Origin of the sequence: Sphingomonas sanxanigenens DSM 19645 = NX02 (genome assembly GCF_000512205.2) — a bacterium.
Lineage (GTDB): Bacteria > Pseudomonadota > Alphaproteobacteria > Sphingomonadales > Sphingomonadaceae > Sphingomonas_D > Sphingomonas_D sanxanigenens.
Genome location: NZ_CP006644.1, coordinates 823,164 through 841,790, shown reverse-complemented (window position 1 = coordinate 841,790; position 18,627 = coordinate 823,164). Strand labels below are relative to the sequence as shown.

22 protein-coding genes are annotated in these 18,627 nt (G+C 67.1%); 6 read left to right on the top strand and 16 right to left on the bottom strand.

Annotated features, from left to right (window positions below; genetic code table 11):
• Nucleotides 1-113: 113 nt before the first annotated feature.
• The 13 genes from NX02_RS33890 to NX02_RS30565 form a co-directional block, all read right to left on the bottom strand.
• Nucleotides 114-1,940 carry a hypothetical protein gene (locus tag NX02_RS33890; protein ID WP_047099731.1) on the bottom strand — a complete coding sequence of 609 codons (1,827 nt, stop codon included), beginning with the start codon at nucleotides 1,938-1,940 and terminating at the stop codon, nucleotides 114-116.
• A gap of 204 nt (nucleotides 1,941-2,144) precedes the next feature.
• On the bottom strand, nucleotides 2,145-2,588 hold the full coding sequence (locus tag NX02_RS03865) for a hypothetical protein (protein ID WP_025290876.1): 444 nt from the start codon (nucleotides 2,586-2,588) through the stop codon (nucleotides 2,145-2,147).
• 205 nt (nucleotides 2,589-2,793) lie between these two features.
• Entirely contained in the window at nucleotides 2,794-5,100 is a 2,307-nt protein-coding gene (locus tag NX02_RS03860; RefSeq protein WP_025290875.1) for a hypothetical protein, read from the bottom strand.
• Nucleotides 5,100-5,741 carry a hypothetical protein gene (locus NX02_RS03855; RefSeq protein ID WP_025290874.1) on the bottom strand — a complete coding sequence of 214 codons (642 nt, stop codon included), beginning with the start codon at nucleotides 5,739-5,741 and terminating at the stop codon, nucleotides 5,100-5,102. The genes NX02_RS03860 and NX02_RS03855 overlap by 1 nt, the downstream gene beginning before the upstream one ends.
• A gap of 229 nt (nucleotides 5,742-5,970) precedes the next feature.
• Complete coding sequence (locus tag NX02_RS03850) at nucleotides 5,971-6,429, bottom strand: hypothetical protein (RefSeq protein WP_025290873.1); 459 nt, start codon at nucleotides 6,427-6,429, stop codon at nucleotides 5,971-5,973.
• On the bottom strand, nucleotides 6,422-8,236 hold the full coding sequence (locus tag NX02_RS03845; RefSeq protein WP_025290872.1) for a phage tail protein: 1,815 nt from the start codon (nucleotides 8,234-8,236) through the stop codon (nucleotides 6,422-6,424). Before NX02_RS03845 ends, NX02_RS03850 begins: the two co-directional genes overlap by 8 nt.
• Complete coding sequence (locus NX02_RS33240) at nucleotides 8,236-9,228, bottom strand: Hint domain-containing protein (protein WP_025290871.1); 993 nt, start codon at nucleotides 9,226-9,228, stop codon at nucleotides 8,236-8,238. Before NX02_RS33240 ends, NX02_RS03845 begins: the two co-directional genes overlap by 1 nt.
• On the bottom strand, nucleotides 9,225-9,824 hold the full coding sequence (locus NX02_RS03835) for a phage connector family protein (RefSeq protein WP_025290870.1): 600 nt from the start codon (nucleotides 9,822-9,824) through the stop codon (nucleotides 9,225-9,227). The genes NX02_RS33240 and NX02_RS03835 overlap by 4 nt, the downstream gene beginning before the upstream one ends.
• Before the next feature lie 521 nt (nucleotides 9,825-10,345).
• Nucleotides 10,346-10,765, bottom strand: coding sequence for a hypothetical protein (locus NX02_RS32135; RefSeq protein ID WP_158013890.1), 420 nt, complete (start codon nucleotides 10,763-10,765; stop codon nucleotides 10,346-10,348).
• Between the two features lie 91 nt (nucleotides 10,766-10,856).
• On the bottom strand, nucleotides 10,857-11,285 hold the full coding sequence (locus NX02_RS03825; RefSeq protein ID WP_025290868.1) for a Bbp16 family capsid cement protein: 429 nt from the start codon (nucleotides 11,283-11,285) through the stop codon (nucleotides 10,857-10,859).
• A gap of 27 nt (nucleotides 11,286-11,312) precedes the next feature.
• A complete protein-coding gene (locus tag NX02_RS03820; RefSeq protein ID WP_025290867.1) occupies nucleotides 11,313-12,344 on the bottom strand; it encodes a major capsid protein in 1,032 nt (343 codons plus the stop codon).
• A 171-nt stretch (nucleotides 12,345-12,515) separates the two neighbouring features.
• Nucleotides 12,516-13,190: a hypothetical protein gene (locus NX02_RS03815; protein WP_025290866.1), complete on the bottom strand. Its 675-nt coding sequence runs from the start codon at nucleotides 13,188-13,190 to the stop codon at nucleotides 12,516-12,518.
• Nucleotides 13,126-13,479, bottom strand: a complete 354-nt coding sequence (locus NX02_RS30565; RefSeq protein ID WP_053000599.1) for a hypothetical protein — start codon at nucleotides 13,477-13,479, stop codon at nucleotides 13,126-13,128. Before NX02_RS30565 ends, NX02_RS03815 begins: the two co-directional genes overlap by 65 nt.
• 194 nt (nucleotides 13,480-13,673) lie before the next feature.
• Here NX02_RS30565 and NX02_RS30560 point away from each other — a divergent pair, with 194 nt between their 5' ends.
• Nucleotides 13,674-14,306 (top strand): energy transducer TonB, encoded by a 633-nt coding sequence (locus tag NX02_RS30560; RefSeq protein ID WP_025290864.1) that lies wholly within the window; start codon nucleotides 13,674-13,676, stop codon nucleotides 14,304-14,306.
• Nucleotides 14,307-14,315: 9 nt separating this feature from the next.
• On the opposite strand, the gene NX02_RS03800 is transcribed toward NX02_RS30560, so the two are convergent.
• The 3 genes from NX02_RS03800 to NX02_RS30555 form a co-directional block, all read right to left on the bottom strand.
• Nucleotides 14,316-14,816, bottom strand: coding sequence for a DUF3833 family protein (locus tag NX02_RS03800; RefSeq protein WP_025290863.1), 501 nt, complete (start codon nucleotides 14,814-14,816; stop codon nucleotides 14,316-14,318).
• Nucleotides 14,816-15,397 carry a hypothetical protein gene (locus tag NX02_RS03795; protein ID WP_025290862.1) on the bottom strand — a complete coding sequence of 194 codons (582 nt, stop codon included), beginning with the start codon at nucleotides 15,395-15,397 and terminating at the stop codon, nucleotides 14,816-14,818. Before NX02_RS03795 ends, NX02_RS03800 begins: the two co-directional genes overlap by 1 nt.
• 66 nt (nucleotides 15,398-15,463) lie before the next feature.
• Nucleotides 15,464-15,958, bottom strand: a complete 495-nt coding sequence (locus NX02_RS30555) for a hypothetical protein (RefSeq protein WP_025290861.1) — start codon at nucleotides 15,956-15,958, stop codon at nucleotides 15,464-15,466.
• Nucleotides 15,959-16,086: 128 nt separating this feature from the next.
• Between NX02_RS30555 and NX02_RS03785 the strand changes: the two genes are divergently transcribed.
• The 5 genes from NX02_RS03785 (at nucleotide 16,087) to NX02_RS03765 (ending at nucleotide 18,626) form a co-directional block, all read left to right on the top strand.
• Complete coding sequence (locus NX02_RS03785; protein WP_025290860.1) at nucleotides 16,087-16,443, top strand: hypothetical protein; 357 nt, start codon at nucleotides 16,087-16,089, stop codon at nucleotides 16,441-16,443.
• Nucleotides 16,444-16,603: 160 nt separating this feature from the next.
• Entirely contained in the window at nucleotides 16,604-17,212 is a 609-nt protein-coding gene (locus NX02_RS03780; protein ID WP_245648855.1) for a peptidylprolyl isomerase, read from the top strand.
• 156 nt (nucleotides 17,213-17,368) lie between these two features.
• Nucleotides 17,369-17,566 (top strand): hypothetical protein, encoded by a 198-nt coding sequence (locus NX02_RS03775; RefSeq protein ID WP_025290858.1) that lies wholly within the window; start codon nucleotides 17,369-17,371, stop codon nucleotides 17,564-17,566.
• Between the two features lie 142 nt (nucleotides 17,567-17,708).
• Nucleotides 17,709-17,909 (top strand): hypothetical protein, encoded by a 201-nt coding sequence (locus NX02_RS03770; RefSeq protein ID WP_025290857.1) that lies wholly within the window; start codon nucleotides 17,709-17,711, stop codon nucleotides 17,907-17,909.
• Between the two features lie 159 nt (nucleotides 17,910-18,068).
• Nucleotides 18,069-18,626: an RNA polymerase sigma factor gene (locus tag NX02_RS03765; RefSeq protein WP_084717606.1), complete on the top strand. Its 558-nt coding sequence runs from the start codon at nucleotides 18,069-18,071 to the stop codon at nucleotides 18,624-18,626.
• Nucleotide 18,627 lies beyond the last annotated feature (1 nt).

Sequence of the window (18,627 nt, the reverse complement as noted above, 5' to 3'; positions counted from 1 at the left end):
CCTCGACCACTTTGCCAACACCCCATGTTCTCTAAATGTTCTAACCCTATAGCAGCCGACGTTCTTGAGCCTACCCATTTCCGCTCCGTTTCGGAGCAAACCATGGCTTCGCGCTACGGCTTTGTTACTTTCACATCCCAATTGTTGAATTTCCATATCTTGACGAATTTATCTGCACCTTTACTCGGCGTTGCATTGCCTGCAGAATCTATATCGTTCACTATAGTCTTGTATTTAATCGCACGAGGATTATCTTTTTTGGGACAACCTTCACGGTTGACTTCATAAAGCACAACCTTTGTCGGATCGAATGGCTTCTTCCAGTTTCCGCTATAGCTGGCAACATAAGCAGGAATGCCATCGTACCAGACCGACGTCGGATCTCCTGGGCCGGGAAAGGGATCAATCTTGTCAGTCATTTTGCCTGAATCAGGATTCTTGAGCAGGTGCCCGGTGGCGTGCGTATGAAGCAAGGCGACGATCTTATAGCCTGCAGGAAGTTGGGGGCCGCGGGAAAAGCCCGTCATGTGCGACGCACTACCACCCTGCTCCGCTCCTGTGGCTACCGATGTGATGAACAGTTTGCCGTCACTCGCTCGCCGCGCAATCCCCACATAGCGTTCGCCTACGAACAAAGCATTCACCTTCGCGGCGAGCGTGATAGTGGCAATTTCATGCGAGAACGATCTAAGACTTTGGTCAGCATTCAGCGGAGGCATAGCAAAATGCATCGGCTTAGATTGCATCTTATTTTTGAAATTCTTCATCATTAGCACTTCGAGATTATTAAGTGCCTTCTGATCTGGAACGGTCATGATACTGAGACCAGAAAAATTCGAAGCACCGGCAACGGCGCCATTCGACCCACCCTTTTTTCCGGAAGCCTGCTTGCCGGACTGCGCTGGCGGCAGAATGTTCAGTTGATCCAATAATACGTCATTCACGCGCGCGTAAACGACTTCGTCAATCAGAATGTTGTTAATCAGAGCGGGCGTTCCATTGACAAGTTCAACATACCGTGACCTCTGGATCGGATCGCTCATGATCGTCTGGATCGTTGCGATATCGCTTAAGGGTGGCAGCGCCGCTCCGGAAGCTGGTTGGCTACTGGCCGATATCGGGAGAGGATTGGGTGCGGGCGCGGCTCCGGATGGTGCGGGCTGCCATCCGGCGGGGATCAGTTTGGCCGAAGGCGCTTCCGGCCCTTCATCATCCCAACCATCCCCCAGCTTCGCCGCATATCGGTTGAGCCAATCACGCGTGCCCGTTTCCGCGAGCATGCCCTGCACCTCATCCTCGCTCGCGCCCGAATCCAGCATGTGTCGCACCCAGCGCCGCGACCGAGCGACCGCCTCCGGATCATCCGCCCAGGCGGGGTCGAGCGCTTCGGCGGCGAGGCGGTTGGTGGCGGCTTCGATGTCCGGCGCGGAGAGCGGAGCGGCGGGCGGCGGTCCGGCCTCAGGCTCCCGATGCTGCGCGGTGGTTCGGGCGACCGCGCCTTCGATCGCCCGGTCGATCTCTTCGATGGTGGGCAGGCGCTTGCCGCCGGTGGCGAGCAGCAGTTCGTCCGAGACCATCCGGTAGACGCGCTGGGCGTCGGTGCGCCAGCCGCGCGCGGGGGCGGCGCGCGGGGGATCTTCGGCGTCGGCGAGCAGCAGGTCGGCCTCAGCCTCATGCGCCTCGGTCGGGATGATCGGGGGGAGCGGCGCGGATGCCGGTGGCGTCGCACCTGCGTCACCCGCGCCGGCCAGATCGGCGGCCCCGGCGACGGCCTCGTCAGCCGCGGACGCCGGCAGCGACGGATCGCCAACCGGCGCGGCCATGGGCTGAGACGCAGCCGTGGGCGGGGGCGGAGTCGCGGGCGCGGGCGGGGCTTCGGCGATCGGCGCGGGCGCGATCGGTTCGCGATCATCGTCGCGGCGGTTGGGGATCCGGGGCATCAGGCGCCCCCGCGGCGGGTGAGGATATCGGCCATGCCCCGCGGCTAGGCCCGCGTGCCCAGGCCGTGAATCGCCGGCGTCGACCGCGATTCACTGGCGAAAGGCGCGCACGCCCGTGCGTTAGACTGGCTCCGTCAGATGCCGCCCAGGCCGATGCTGCATCTGGACGCCTTCTCCCATCGGCGAGCCGCGATGGTGCCAGCATCAATGCCAGCCGGCGCCGAGCGCGAGCCACATCGTTGTCTTCTCTGGCCCACGCTGGGAGAATGCGCGAGCCGTGCGATAGTCCGGCGGCCACTGGCGCTGTGCCTTGATGATTCCCTCGGGGCAATCCTTCGGCCACCACGCCATATTCTTGCTGAATATCTCAAGGCAGTTCACCGCATCCGATTCCGTGCGCTCACCGAACAAGCGCCGGAACAATGCGTCCGCCTCGTCATTGCGCGCCCGGAAGCGAATGAACTGGGTCTCGAATTCGGTACCGGGATCGTAAACGAAGAGCCGGACATCCTCCGCCGACGACGGCAGCGGCCCCCACCCGCCCTTCATGCGAACAGCGCGGACCTGCTCCGGCGTAAGCGACACGTCGGGCGCTGGTGGCCCCAGCACCTCCCAGCCGTCGCACGAGGCAAGCAGCATGGCGCCCATTAATGGCAGCGCCCCCAGGATTGGACCACGCATGGATTGCCAATTCCGCCTCCGATCGCGCCTCCAGTGCAATGAACCCTCCCCTGCCAGTGCCGACCATGCGCAACATATGCCGACGCACGTTAGCCGCAGCGATCGGCATCGGGGAGTTACATCGATTTAAACATTGCCGGAGACAGGTTCGGGAGCGCGCCCAAGGTACGGCCTATAGAGCAGGTGCCGGGGGTAGCTTGAACCAGAAGCGGCCCATCTCCTTGGCGCCCCGAACCTCGTAATTTCGCGCCAGACCCGACTCGTGCAAACCGCGAAAATCCTTGTCCTTATAGTTACGCCGCCCTTTGATGATGCCAAAGAAATCATAATCGACGGGTGCGTGAACATGATCCCAATTATAACGGTCGAATACATAGAGCGTCGGCACCACGGTCACGATCGAACCACCATCTTTATCTGGAACAACCTTTACAGATGCCGTGAACGCATAATTGAATCCGTTCATGGCATAGTACCAATCCTTTTCGCTTTTCGTGCCGTCGCTATTCCCCACATGAACAGACCAGTCGGTGCCGACATGAAAGTTCGCCGACTTTCCGGTATATTGCTGGCGCACGGTGTTCGCGATCCAGGACTTCAGCCTCTCCCTGCCTGCTTCGACCTCCCTGGCGAAAACCGGCATGCCCTCGATCATTTCCGACACACCGGGATCATATGCCTTGCCGTAGCGCCAGATGAACTGATCCATCATTCGGCCAGCATTGGGGTAGCCGTGCACGCGCGCACCCTTTGCAAGAAGCTCGGCCTCACCGCGGATCTGCACATCATGTGGGCGAGGCAAGCGTGACGCGAATTTGCCATCGAGATCATTCGGCTGAGGCGGAGGCGGAAAGGGTAGATCGGCCGCCTTGTTGCGGATGAACGACAACCAATCGCGCGGATATGCAGGCTTCGGCCGACCGATGATGCGGATGCGCGGCTGGCGTGCCGCAGTTCCTGTTCCCGGCGCGCCGGTCCGCCGGAACAACCCCGCCCCACCCTCCGCCGGCACCCTATACGGCTCCGCCCGCAGCATCGCCCCACCGCTCTCCCCCGGCCGATACACGCCATCGTCGAACCGCGGCGCCATCTCTTCGACGCCCGCATCCTCCATACCGCCCAGCGCCCGGTCGACGCCTTCGAACACCCGGCGCTGCAGTGCCAGTTCCGGCCCGTTGGGGGCGGTACGGATCAGCTCCTGCATCTCCGTCAGTTCGTCGAAGCTGCGGCTGGTCAACCCGTCCCGCCAGCCGCGCAGGTCGGTGTCGAGGAAGGCCTGCGGGTCTTCATGCGCCAGCGCCTTCAGGGTCCATGCCGCGTCGCCATCCTCCGTCGCCGGGCGCAGGTCGCCGTTGATCAGCGCCAGCGCGTCGAACTGATCGCGCGCTTCAGGGGAAAGCGTCGCGCGGATCGCGGCGGGCAATTGGCCAAAGCTGGTGAAGCCGCCCTTGCCCTGCGCCTCGACGAAATCCCACGCCGCACGCTCGGCGGCGCGTTCGTCGGCGCGGCGGGTGATGGCGGCGGCATTCTCGCGCCGGGCGAGCTCGTCCTTGGCGGCGCTGCGCTCCGCGGGGTCGAGGCTGCGGTCGCTGTCGAGCGACGCGAGCAAGGCCGCCAGCCGCTCGCGCGGAGCCATCGCCGCCAGCCCGCCGTCCCGGTCATTGGCGCCTTGCGCCTCGGCTACGCGCGCCTCCGCGCCATCGGCGATCGCCCGCACCCGCGCGCTGCGGCGCGGCACCTCCAGCGCCTGTTCGGCGGCGGCGCGTTCCGCCGGCACCATCGCCGCGCCATGTTCGGTGAGCAACGCCTCCGCCGCGCCCAGCCGCCCGCCATCGACGAAGCGCTGGATCCGCCGGCGATCGACGTCGCTCGCATAGGCCCGCTGGCGCTCGGCGACCGCCGCGCCATCCTCGCCCCGCCGCCGCGCCGCCGCCATGATCTCGTCGAGGCCGGTGCGAAGCTGGGTGTGATACTCCTCCTCATCGTCCGCCTCGACCGCGAGCCGCGCGCTCTGCGTGGCGCGATCCTGCGCGACCTGCTCCGCGCCGGCGCGCACCTCCTGGTCGAGGTGCGACGCGATCAGCCGCCGCGACAGCGCGACACGCCGGTCAAGCGACTGGGTGACCGCAGCCCGCTCCGGATCGGTGCGCGCGCGTTCGACGATCGCCGCGGTCATCTCCGTCAGGCGCCGGTCGGCCTCCGCCGCCGCGGCCGGTGCCGCCTCGCCCTTCGCGCCCAGCACGTCGCGCTGGATCGCGGCGATCCCGTCGCTCGCCTCGATATCGAGCCGCTTGGCGCCATTGATGTCGGAAATGACCTTCGCATCGTCGCTCATCTGGTTGAGCCCGCCGGCCAGCGACTGCAGCCCCTGCGCCACGCCGCCCCACACGCCACCGCCATTGTCGACGGGCCGCAACCGCGCGGTCATCGGCGCCGCAGGCGCCACGCGATCGCCCTCATAGACCGGAACCCGCGCCATCAGCGCACCGCCCCGCCCAGCGGCGCAAGCGTGTCGGCCACCCGCCGCCGGCGCGCGGCGACGCGCGCGGCGAACCCCTTGTCACCCACCCGCAGCGCCGCCGCGCGGCAATCGACGCGGCCGAGATCGAGCCCGGCGCGTGCGAGCAGCCCGCCCAGGATGATCCGCTCGCGCCGCATCGGCGGGCGGACGGTCTCGATCGCATCGGCCAGCGCGGTGGCGCCGCCGAACGCGTCGGCGAAGGGGCGCAGCGCGGTGGCGATGGCCGCACCGGCGGCGTCGTAGCGCCGTGCCGCCTCCCCCAGCAGCGCCAGCGCGGCGTCGATCTCGCCCGCGACGGTCTCACGGATGGCGAGTTCGGACTCGACGACCGCGCGCGCGGCGGCCCGCGCGGCGTTGCGTTGGGCCACGGCAACGGCGGCCGCACGCGCCTCCGCCTCGCGCCCCGCGGCGTCGAGCGCGGCGAGGCGATCCCCGGCGGCGCGCAACGCGGCGGTGGCACGGTCGAGCGCCTTGCCGTCACCAGCGCCGGTTTCCGCCGCATAAGCCGCCTCGGCATGCACCTGCCGCGCCTCGGCCAGCGCGGCCTCAAGCACATCACGACGCACCGCACGCGCGGCGACGGGATCATCGTCGATCATTGGAATTTCTCCTGAAGAGAGAGGTCTTTCTCCCTCTCCCCTACGGGGAGAGGGTCGGGGAGAGGGGGAGTCGCGCGTCGCGTAAAAGTTCGGAGAGCTTGGCACCGCTGCTTGGTCGGCCTTGTTCGGAGCGAACCCGTCAGACCTTCACGCTTGGCGTGACTGCCCCTCTCCCTGGTCCGCTACGCGGACCTTTCCCTCTCCCCGCAGGGGCGAGGGCAAAGAGGGGTTAGATCGAGCCCATCCCGAACGGCAGGAACATCACGCCCCCAACCTCCCGCGCAGTATCCTCCACCACGAATCCCCAGCGCCTGAGCAGGCGGATCGCGCGGCCATTCTCCACCGCCACCCGGTTCGCCAGCCGCGGCGTCACCGCCTGCATCTCGGCGATCGCCCCCGGCCCCAGCGCCAGCAGCGCGCGGCCTTGCGCCATCACCCGGTCGGTGCCCAGCAGCCAGGGCATCCCCTCGCCCGCCACCGCCGATCGCACGACCAGGCCGAACATCGCCTCCGGCTCGCCGTCCACCAGCGCCGTCCGGCACAAGGCCGATCCCGCCAGCCCGCGCCGCAGCGCCGCGCGCGGATCGAGGCCGATCGCCGCGCATTCGCGCCGATCCGCGTCCCGCATCGCTTGCGCGATGCGGCGTACATGGCGCGGCCGCGCGGGCACGATGCGCACCTCAGCCACCGATCACCGGCTCCATGAACAGCCCCAGCAGGGTGAAGGGCAAGGGCGCATCCTGCCGCACATGCACCTCGGCATCGCCGGAGACATGGTTGGCGCTGTCGATCAGATAGGCGCCGTTCATCAGCGCGTCGGGATCGCCCCACGCCTCGTCCAGGCGCTGCTTCACCGGGAACAGCTTGTCGGGCGCCACGCCGGCGCGGATCGATCGCGTGTCGGCCAGGTCGAGCACGATCTGCCCCGCCTGCTGGCGCCGCCCGATCGTCCAGCCCTCGCCTTCCATGTTCACCCGCAGCGGCAAGGATCGCACCTCCGCGGCAAAGGGCAGCCCGAAGGTCACCTTGCGGCCGGTGCCGATCGAGGGCGGCAAGGTCACCCGCCCGCCGCTCACGCTGAGCCCGGTCACCGCCGCGCCGTCGACGATCCCCGCCACGTCGCTGCGCCCTTCCAGATGCCACAGCCCGGTGAAGCTCGCCTGCGCTTCGTCGAACTCGGCGGAAACCGCGCAGTCGAGATAGCAGCTCTCCGCCACATCCTCCCACCGCGCCGCCGCCATCCGCTCGACGAAGCGGCGCGTGCCGCCGGGCATGTCGCGCTCGACGATCAGATAGAGCCGGTCCTCGCCGCCTTCGCTGATCGCGCAGACCGAAAGCACCCGCCCGTCGGTCTCGCACAAGGTCCAGCCCCACACATTCTGTTCCTGTTCCCAGGTGAAGCAGAGCAATTTGCCGTCCGCGCGCGCCGCCCAGATCAAAGATCGCGGCTCCTGCGCATAGGCCCAGCTGACGATGTCATGCCCCTCGAACAGATGCGGCGAGAAGATCGAGACGTCGTTGGATTTCAGCCCCTCCACCTCGAACGCATAGTTCAGCGTGCGCACCGCATTGCCCACCGAGGGGCGGTAGAACACGACATTGTCGATCAACAGCGGGTTCAGCCGCGCGCAGCCGCGCCCCACCTGCCGCCGCACCGCCTGGGCGTTGGCGGTCAGCACCCCGCCCTGCCCGTCGCCATCGACGTTGAAGATGGCATCGCCGGTCAGCGCGATCAGGCTGGTGGTGGAGACAAGCTGGTTGACCGCATTCACCCGCCCCGCCGCGATCGCGAAGCTGTAGGCATCGCTGTCGCGCAACGGCCGCGAGCGATCGAAATTCTCGAATTCGGAGGTGCCGGCGCGCGATCCCCATACCGCATTGGGATGGTTGGACGTGCGCGCGAACAGCAGCCTTTGCTCGTGAAAGGTGACGGTGGAGGGATAGTCCCCCGCCGCCGCGAACGGATTGTCGCCCTGCGGCGGTGCGCGGTCGAGCGCCGGGCCGATATTGTCGTCGCGGAAGAACAGATCCTCGGTCGTGCCGATATAGCCGTAGAATTGCGAATTATCCGCCTTGTACAGATTGTAGCGGCTCGCTCCCGTCACCGCGCTCCAGCTGATGCCGTTATAGTTGCGCTTCAGGGTCAGGTCGTTGAACGCGCTGTCCGGCGTCGAGGCGCGGCTCTCCTGCCCGCTTTCATCGTTCACCGCGGTGACGACGTAGGTGGCGGGCTGCGGGAAATAGCCGTTGCCGTCATTCTCGGAATCGGTGTTCGCCACCGTCGCGACGGTGTTGACGCCCGTCGGCGCCGCGATGGCGGGGCCGAAGGTCAGGCTCACCACTTCCCAGTCGGCATGGCCGCGCCGCACCAGCTTGGCGGGCGGATGATCGAGATGGGCGAGGTAGAGCGTGTCGGCATTCTGTTCGAGGTCGAGCTCGGCCAGTTCGACGCCGTTATAGGGCGATCCCGCCCGATAGGCCCGCGCGACGCCCATCAGGCCTCATGCTCCCGTACGATCTTGATGTTGTGGCTGAGCACGCCGTTCGAGACATAGGTGTGCGCGTGCTCGACCATGATCTTCACCACCAGCGCGCGGCCGGCGGGGGTGCCGATCGTGCGCATCTCGTGCCAGCCCCTGGCGGGCGTCCACACCCGATGCCCCGGCGTCGCGACCAGCCGCCGCCCGGCGATCGCCGCGGCCATCACCTCCGCCTCGACCACCTCGACCGCGGCGACCGGGTACACGCCCCATTCCATCGCCACCTCATGGCGGGTCATCACCCGATCGCCGGCGTTCAGCGCCAGCGCAACGCGCTCGCTGCCGTCCGCCATCAGGATCATCGTGTCCGCCGCGACGCAGAACCCGCCGCCGCCGCCGCCCGTCCTGGGCGGCTGCGGCTGCGGCGCGGGCGGCGGCACCGTCGGCGCCTCGGGTGCGGGCACCGGCGGCGCGGTGCGGTCGATGCCTCCGGTCGCACCGGCGAACACGTCGAGCGCGCTGGTATCCGCATCGATGATGAAGCGGTCCGCATCGACCACCTCGACCACCCGCCAGAAGCGGCCGTTGAGCCGCTCGCCGATCGACCCCGAAATGCCGGTCAGATAGACATGGTCGCCCTCGGCATAGCCGTGGAAATAGGCCGTCAGCCGCGCCTGCGGCTCATTGGAGACGTCGGCCAGCCGCAATTCCTCGGCCACCACCGCGCCGCCCGCCGCGCAGGGGCGGATATAGCCATGGCCGAATTCCAGCGCATAGGTCTGCGTCAGCGAGAATTGGAACGGCACCAGCCGCACCGGCCGCGTCGCATCGAGCACCTCCGCCACCAGCCGCGTGCCCGGCCGCTTGGTGATGCCGCCATATTTCATCACGATCATGTTGCGCGCGCGCTTGAGCGCGGCGGCATAAGCCTCGACGTCGAAGCGGCCATAAAGCTGCGGCGCGATCTCGCCCTTGGAGAAATTGACCTGGCCGGCGCGAAACATCACGCCACCTCCCAGCCCAGCCGCGCCGCATCGACGGGGCTGGTATAATGGGGCACGCGGCGCGGGTTGCGGTTTTCGTCATCGGCGATGGCGCGCGCCCGCGCCACCTCCGCCTGGCGGATCAGCCCTTCCTTCAGCCGCCCGTCCTTCTTGACCGGAAAGGCGATCCGCGCCGCGATCTCCAGCACCAGCGCGCGCACCAGCAGCGCCGGCAGCTCGGCGGGGGAAACGCTGGCACGACCATAATCGAACAGCGCCGGCGCGACGTCGCAATAGAGCTTGCCGCCCGCGATCAGGAAGGAAATCGGCGCCGCATCGGGCGCCCGCGCATCCGCCCGCCGCACCCGGATCGCATTGGCGAGGTCCGCGGGCAGCGCATAGGCATGCTGCCATTCGCCGGGCCGGTCGTTGGGCAGTTCGGCCAGCGCCGTGCGCCGCTCCGCAAAGCCCCATTCGGCCATTTCGAGAAGTTCGCCCAGGCACTGATCGAACGCCCGCGCACATTCGCGCGCGCTGACCGATTCCTCCTCGAGCGAGGCGATCGCATCGGCGCCGATCTCCGCCAGCGCCATGTTGCAGATGGATATGCTGCTTGCCATGGCCGTGGGGGTAAGGGCGGTGGGGCGGAACGTGAATCGCGGGAGACGTTGCTGTCCTCATGTTCGCCTCGCTGCCTCAAAAGCCGTTTGTCTCGATGCCCCCGCCCCCGCTCGTCCCAAGCCCCCCCCGACGACCCGTTCGTCCCGCGCGATGAGTTTCGGGGACACAATACCAGATTCAAGTTTCATATTGTGTCCCCGAAATACCTCCCCGAAATACCTCGGAGCCCCCAACCCAACCGTTCGTCCCGAGCGCAGTCGAGGGATCCGTCGAGCGAAGCCGAGACGGCCGGAGGTAGGCCAAAACGCCGGCCGTCTCGGCCTCGCTAGACGGGTGCGGGTGGAGAGTGCCGTCGTGTCTCCCCCCTCGACCACTCGTCTTCGCTCGGGACATGCTTCACTCGGGCCGAACGGAATTGAGGTATGCGTAAGGGCCCGTCCTGCAACACCTTCCTCGCCCCCCCCAAAAAAAAGGGCGAGCCAACCGGCCCGCCCTTCCCTCAACCGCATTCCACCGCCGATCAGTAGCCCGGTTGGTTCTCAAGGGATTGGCGCAGCGCCATCCCTTCGGCACCCCGCCGGGCTTCCTCGGCCAGCGCCTTCCATTCGGCCGCGGAGTGGCACACGCGCTTGCCGAAGCGCGATCCGGTCTGCTTCTCGGTCCGGCAGATCGGCTTCTCCGGCTTGACGGGTGTCGGCGTTGCCGGCGCAGGCGCCGCCGTCTCCGGTGAGGTCTGTGCGCCAAGCGGCGCGACCGCGGCCAGATTCAGCGCCAATACAGTAACATAACCCAACCCAACCAGCTTGTTCACACTCATGCTCCCTGTCGCGATGCGCTTTGCTCGATGGATTCCAGATTTTCTCCAGATGATCCAGCCGGCCGCAGGTAAAACGTTGTGCACTTTTACGGCCGATGCCAAAGACACCACGTAGTCACCCAATCCGCACGCTCCTGCGAAGTTTATTTGATGACGATGGCAACAAAAAGGGCGAGCCAAATGGCCCGCCCCTTTCACCCCACAAGCAGCACCCTCACCCGCTCTGCCGCCCCGCCGAAACCGCCGCGGTGATCCGCCCCGCGGTCGCGGTGCCCGCCGGCGTGTAGAACAGCCGCAGATAGCGCTCGTCCGTTCCTTCCGGCACATGATCCGGAAAGCTCGGGCGATAGCCCGCGACCAGCGCCGCCACGGGAATCGCGCCCGAGCTGGCCACCGTCCTGGGCGACGAGAAGCCCGCATTGTCGTCCACCTGCAGCGCGATCGTCAGCGTGGTGAGGCCCGCGAACGCTTCCGTCACCGCGATCGAGATCGGCACGCGACCGCCCTTGCCCACGTCGCGTGCCAGCGGAGCGGCGTGGCCGAAGGCGGTGCCGATCGCGCCGAGGTCGATCACGTTGGTCGAGCCCGCGGCGGCGGTGATCGCCTGGTTTTCCGAAAGCACCAGAGTATCGTCGATGATCATGTCATGTATCTCCGTCGAAAAGGGGGCTCAGGCGACCAAGGCTTCGCTGTTCACCAGCGCGTCGGTCTCGCGGATCGGGATGCCGCGGTAGGACATCACTTCCTGCCCCTCGAGCTGCATCGGCGTCAGCCGCACGAAATTGTCGCCGGCGCCGTCATTGGTGGCGAGCGCGTCCAGCGCCTCCAGCATGTCGCGGTTCATGTAGATCACGGTGCGGCCGTTCTTCGCCGCGTTGGGATCGTCCATCTTGGTCGCGCGGCGACCCTGCAGCTTGTAGAAGGCCTGGCGCATGAAGCGGTACAGGTCGACATTGCCCGCCTGCGCCTCGCTTACGTCGATATTGGCGACGCGCACATTGTAGCGCCAGTCGCGCACCGCCAGGCCGACATGCCAGCGGAACTGTTCCTCCATCGCGTAATAGGCGTTGTTGTCGCCATCCAGCACGCGCTGACGGCCCATGTCCTGCCGCTGCAGACCGGCGCGGGTGCCCTTGGGGAACAGCAAGGTCGTCTGGCTCTCGCCCCAGGTGACGAACCAGATGCTGGTATTGTCCGCGCCCGTTCCGCCCGCCTTGACGATCTGGTTGCCGGCGCCGCTGCCGCCCGACACGTTGTAGCGCGCGGCGAGCCCTCGGAACTTCTCCGGCGTCGAGGCGACGTCCGAATAGAAGATGCCGGTCTCCACCTCCTGCACCATCGCCTCGAGGAAGCCCTCCGCCTCCGACAGCCGCGTCGCTGCCGGGTTGGGCGAGATGTCGAGCAGCCGCTCGTCGATCGTCGAGAGCCCCTCGACGAAGCCGGTCGTGTCCTCCACCTGCGCCTTGGTGCTCTTGGACTGCGGAATGCCCTGGTAGAGCCGCCCCCAGGTGACCGAAGGCAGGCCGGTGCGGATCGTGTGCTTGTGGGTGGTGCCCATGTTGCACTCGGTGGCGATCGCATCCTTCACCGTCGGCGAAAGCCGATGCAGCACCTCGATCACGCTCGCATCGATCTCACCCTGCGGCCCCATCGACCGGTAGAGATCGATCAGATTGACGAAACTGTTGCCGATCGTTGCCATGTATCACTGCTCCTTGGTGAGCCCTCTCCCGCTTTTCGCGGGAGGGGTTGGGTGAGTGCGCGAGCGGAGCGAGCCACTTCGGCTCCGAGGCATCCGCCCACGAAACGCTTTAAAAGGGGGAAGAAAACAGGTCCTCCCCAGCCCCTCCCGCTGCGCGGAAGGGGATGAAGATCATTCCCCGCCGTACCAAAGATCCTCGGTGGACCGCCGCCCCCGCGCCCCGGCATCGCCGCGCACGAACTGGCCATCCTCGCCCACCATCGTGCCAAGCCGCGCGAACAGGCGGATCATGTCGGGATGGTTGCCGAACCCGGTATCCTCCAGCGCCTGCCGGAACGGATGCCCGCCGCGAAACCCGAACGCATCGAGCGCGACGCCGGCGTTGCGCAGCGTCTCGTTCCAGCGCCGACCGCCGATCTCGGTGTCGGCGCGCGCCGCCTCCAGCCAGTCCCGCCGCTGCCGCTCGCCCGCCTCAATCAGCCCGTCGAGCGCGCGCGTCCCCGCGCTCTCGACCAGCTTCGCCGCCACCGGCACCAGCTTGCTCGCCGCCTCGTTGCTGAGCCCCAGCTCGCGCAGCACCGGCGTCGCTTCCAGCACCAGCTCGGCGTCGAGCTCGACGCCTTCGGGGGCCGCCAGCGCATAGGTTTCGGGAACGCCGTCCGGCTCGGCGGGCGGCGGCGCCACCTCCTCATCCGCGCCGGCGGGATAGAGCCGCGCCTCGACATCATCGGGCGCGGGGTCCGGCGCGGGCGCCTCGCCGCCCAGCGCGGTGGGCGTTGGCTCAGCCGGCGGGGCGCCCGCCTGCGTCGAGAGCGGGATCGGGTTGCTCGTCGTCGATGTCGTCATAGCGTGGGTCAGGCTCCTCGCCGCGGCGCGCCGCCGGCTGTGGGGGATGGGAAGGCTTGGGGGCGGTCAGCGCCGCGACCAAAGTCGCCACCGCATGCGGATGCCGCGCCGCCACCGGCTGCCCCGCCTCGGCCTCGCGCAACAGATCGAACGCCAGGCTGCGCCGCCCCTCATGAAAATGAAGATCGCGCCCATCGGCGCCATTGCTCGCGGGAGACAGCAGCCCCGCCATCTGCACCATCCGCGCGAGAAACCGGCAAAAAGCCGGTTCGGCGAGGAGCAGGGCCATATCCTGCTCATGGGGGTGGGGCGGGGATTTCACGAAGCGCGGGGTAGATGGAGTCGCGCGCGACTTGAATCGCGGGAAGCGCCCTCGTTGACAAGCGCGCACCGCCCCGCCCAATTATACCGTCGCGCACGGGCTTACCAAGATCAGTCGAACTCATCCCTGCTCGGTCTTGGACCGACACACGGAGATCCGGCATGCTGTCGGCAGTGCTGTTCGCCGCGGCGGCGAATATGATCAAGCCGCCCACCCCTATCGATCCAGTAAATTGGATCGGTGCCTCCGATTATCCCGCGGACCTCGAACTGAAGGACGTGGTCTACACGCGGTTCCAGTTAATCGTCGCGGCGGATGGTTCAGTTCAGCGCTGCGATATCACGCAGCCGAGCGGTTCGCAGCGGCTGGATCAACTGGTCTGTGCCAAGATGACGGAACGAGGGCACTTCGCCCCGGCGACCGATCAGAATGGACGTCCGATCGCGAGCGTCTTCAAGCGGTTTGTTCTCTGGCAACGGGGCAGCGGCACCCCACTCCCCCGGGAGCAGACCGATTTCCGCCTTGAAGTACCACATGTTCCACAAGGCCTGCCAAGTCCCGCGATCATTGCATTGAATGTAATTATCAGTGCACGAGGTGCGATCGAGGCCTGTGATGGAGGCAGCAAGCCTGACGAGAAGCCACTCGCCAAAATCGGTTGCGAGCACCTCGCCCAGCGGTGGCATCCGGTGACGGTGACAGATGCAGAAGGTGCGCCACTACGGGTCCTGCATCCGGTCCTTGTTGGCTTCATCGAGCAAGAAATCCGGACCGACGCGCCAGCGAAAAAGTGAAAGCTCCCCTCACTTCCGCCGGATCGTCTCCTCCAGCGTCGCCACCTTCATGCCGAAGCGATGGATCGTCATCTTGTTGAACGCGCTCTGCCCGTCGGGCGCCAAGGTGATCACCTGCGCCACCTTCTCACCGCTCTTCATCTGATAGCTCAGCGTCAGCACGGGTCCTGCGACCTTGCCGACCACCGGCGTCTTCGCATCGCTCAGACTGCCGCTGATCTGGCCGCCGGCGCCCTCGCGCAGGCGCCACTGGCGCTGCATCGGCTTTTCGCCTTCCTGCTCCACGCGCTGGTCGAGCACCAACGTGCCGTCATTCTCCACCCGGCCGACCGAGCGGACATGGACCGCGCGCGCCTTGTGCAGCACGATCTTCACCGAACCCTTGCCCTCGGTCACCCCGATGAAGAATTTCCTGGGCGCGGACACAGGGCCCTGCGCGTCGACGGCGGTGCCGGGCAGGCCCGCGAACAGGGTGGCGGCGCCTGCCGCCGCGAAGATTATCCCGCGCATCAGCGGATCGACCCGTCGCCGGCGGCCGTGCCGGTCGCCTCGCCCGTGGGGCTGGCATCGGGCGCGGGCCCGCCCTGCCGCTCGCCGGTCAGCACTTCGGCGGTGATCGCCGCCAGCGCTGCGCCGGAAAGAAAGGCGGTCGCGCCGCTCACGTCGCCGCCGACCACGAACCTGTCGGTGGATTCGGCGGCCGGGCGCACGTCATAGCGGATCGCCAGCCCCGAACTGCGCACGCCGCGCGTATTGCTTACGATCGCCTGGGCACTGCATGTCACGCGTGAAACATCCTCATCCTTGGACTCCAGTGTCGTCTGTTCGAAATCGATCGCGAAGCTCTCGATCACCCGCTTCGCATCCGCGTCGGCCATGCCGGTGAAGGCGAAGCTGCCCGGCGCCGGGCGGATCATGCCGCGCAGCACCTTGCGCACATCCTCCGCCACGCAGGCCTTGGGCGATCCCTGTTCCAGCAGGTCGAGCGTGGTTTCGGCGAGGCCCGGCAATTTGCCGCAGCCTGCCGTCGCGGCCAGCAGCCCCGCCAGCCCGACATATCCTGATACCCGCACAATGGCCGACGTACGCATCGCTCCCCCCTCGCGTGCCCCATCCTGCCGCCGACCCTAACAGCCGCGGCGCGCGGTTCAATGCCGTCAGGAAAAGCCGTGCATCCACGCGAAGAAGCTGATGAAGCCGAACACCGCCGCGACCGTCATCACCACCAGCAGCAGCGCGATCAGCGCGAGCACAAGCCCGGCGGTACTGAGATAATAGCCGGTACGATCGGCCAGCCCGCGGCCCGCATTGCGCCCCATGATGCCGAACACCAGCGCCGGGATCACGGTCAGGACACCGAACGGCCCCAGCATGTAGGTGAACAATGCGCAGGAGAGCGAAACCGCGCCGTAGATGATTCCGCGCCGCTCCGGCGGCTCGGCACCGCCCGCCACCAGCGCACCCGCGGTGCCCGGCACCACGAAAATATCGATCGCGCCATCCTCCGCCAGCGCATAGTCGACCAGCCGGCCGGGCAGCGGCTCGCCCGGGCTGCGCCACGCGGCGCGCACGAACCGCACGCGCCCGCCATCCTCGGTGGCGATCACGCCCTCGCCGATCGCCGGATCGAACCCCAGAACCGTTCCGCGCATCGCAAGCTCCCTCGACAGCACTGCGAAAGGATAGCCCTGCGCCGCCCGCATGTCGAAGGCCGATGGTCGGCGATTTGCAGTCTGGCGTCAGCATGTTAGGTTCAACGCATCAGCTTCGGGAGAGATGCATGCGCGCATTCGCCTTCATCGCGGCCATCGCACTGCTGGTGCCGGCGCTGCCCGCCGCGGCGCAGCGATCGACCGGCCCGGCTCCTGCCCCGGCGCTGCCGGGCCCTTCGGGGATCGGCCCCAGTCTCGGCCGCGCCAGCGACGCGATCCGCGACGGCCGGCGCAGCGGCGAACTCTCGCGCGGCGAGGCGAAGCGTGCGCGTCGCGAACGCGGCCAGATCGACACGCTGGCGGATCGCTACAGCGCCGACGGCTATCTTTCCGCCAGCGAGCGCCGCGAGATCGAGACCCGGGCCGAGGTCCTGCGCGCCACCGTCAATGCGGAGCGGCTGCGCGGCGATACCAAGCGGCGCTGAGCGGGGCCGCACGCCCCGCCGCAGGAGCGCGGCGCCACGCCAGGTGCGGGTTGCGGCTGCCGGCCGTGGTTGTTAGCGGTTGCAGCATATGCCATCGACCCCGCTCCTCCGTCTCTTGCTGCCCTTGCTACTCGCGATCGCCGCGATCGCCTGGCCGGCGATGGCCGCGCCGCCTGCCAATCGCCCCACCCCGGGCTATGTCCGCGTCCGGATAGAGACCAGCGCGGGCCCGATCGTGATCGCCGCGGATGTGAAGCGCGCGCCCAAGACCAGCGCCAATTTCCTCGCCTATGTCGATGATGGCCGGCTCGACGGTACCAGCTTCTACCGCTCGGCGCGGCGCAGGACCGATCCGAAGTTCGGCTTCGTCCAGGGCGGCATCAGCACCGATCGGCGCCGCTCGCTGCCGCCGATCAATCATGAGCCGACCAATATGACCGGCATCCGCCACCTCGACGGCGTGATTTCGATGGCGCGGGGCGGCGATCCGGGCTCGGCGATGGGCAATTTCTTCATCATGATCGGGCCGGTGCCCGGGCTCGATGCGCAGCCCGGCCGGCCCGGCTATGCCGCCTTCGGCCATGTCGTGGCGGGCATGGATGTGGTCAAGCGCATCCTGGCGATGCGCACCGGCGGCGGCGTGGGGCCGATGAAGGGCCAGATGCTGCAGCCGCCGGTGCGGCTGATCAGCGCGCGCCGACTGGATGGCAAGCCCCGGCCGACGACCACGATCAAACCATGGCTGCTCAACATTCCCGGCAGAAAATAAACGGTCTCAAACGCACGCCTCGCCGCTCCGGTTGCACGGCTCGCGGCCAACCGTGGCGTTTCACCGCCGATCGGTTTTTCGCGGTTGCGAGATTCGCGCTATCCTCGGGCTCAAGGGCATCAGGCGCGAATACGCGCAAGCCGGGTGGGATTGGTTATGAGCGATCTTCTGCTGTTCTTCTACGCGCTGGTCGGCATGTTCGTGCTGGCATGCTGCCACCGGAACGTCCGCCAGCAACGGCCGCATTCGCGCACGCTGACGCTGGTCGGCTGGGGCATGATGTCTTCCTCCGCCACGCTCGGCGTTCTGCTCGCCGCCTATGCGACATGGCTGCTGGTGACACCAAGCCTCTGATCCCGGGCCCGCGCGGCGATTGAGCGATCCGCCATCCCTATCGATCGCGGATCGGGCGGGGCGGTAAGCGTCACGCGGGCGGTTGCCATTGCCGTCCAGCGTCCTTAGTTGGCGCGTCTCCCAGACCATGAAGGCCTTTTCCATGTCCAAGACCATCAAGCTTGCGCTGTCGTCCGACGAGGTCGAGATCCTCGTCGATGCGCTCGAGGCAGACCAGGAAAGCTATGTCGAAGCGATCAAGGAAGCGCGCGGCAACAACAACCGCGCCGATGTGGCGACCTTCACCGAAGCGGCCGAGCGCATCAAGGCGCTGATGGAAAAGCTGCGCGCGCTGGTGGATTGATCTTTTTCGACGATACGGCGCCCGCTGCCTGCGCGTTCAGGCCAGGCGATGCGGCGCCGGATCGCTGCACGCGGCGACCGACGCCCTCCCCCTCTCTCGCCAGAGATCCGGTGGCAAGCACCGTTGGGCGTGCAGCATAAATGACACAAAGCGCGCCTATTGGCCCCCGCGGTGTCCGCCCAACCCTCCCCAGACAGTCAGCCTGTCGTCGGCGACGTCGCCGACCCGCGTCAGGCGGAATGGACTGCGGTGCGCGACGCAATCGTCCATTACGTAGTTCGCCGTGGCCAGCCGGCCGATGTGGCGGAGGATGTGGCACAGGAAACCTGCATCAAGCTGCTCGCCTATTGCGAGCATCAACGCCCGGCGAGCTTATATGCCCTTGCCTTGCGAATCGCCGCGACCAGCCTGGTCGACATCAAGCGAAAGGAACGCGGCTTTGCGGACGAGTTGGATGACGGCCATCCATGCGAGGCGCCATTGGCCGATCGTCTGATCGACGGGCGCCGACGTATTTCGTTGTTGCAAGGGGCGCTGGCGGCCATGCCCGGACTCAGGCGCAAGGTGTTCGAGCAGCGTCGGATCGAGAACCGGTCCCATGCCCAGATTGCCGCCGATCTCGGCATTTCCGTCGCATCCGTGGAGAAGCATGTGAGCCGCGGACTGCAGGACATGCGCAAGGCCCTTTCGCGCGCCGATCCCGAGTGGGAAGCCTAGC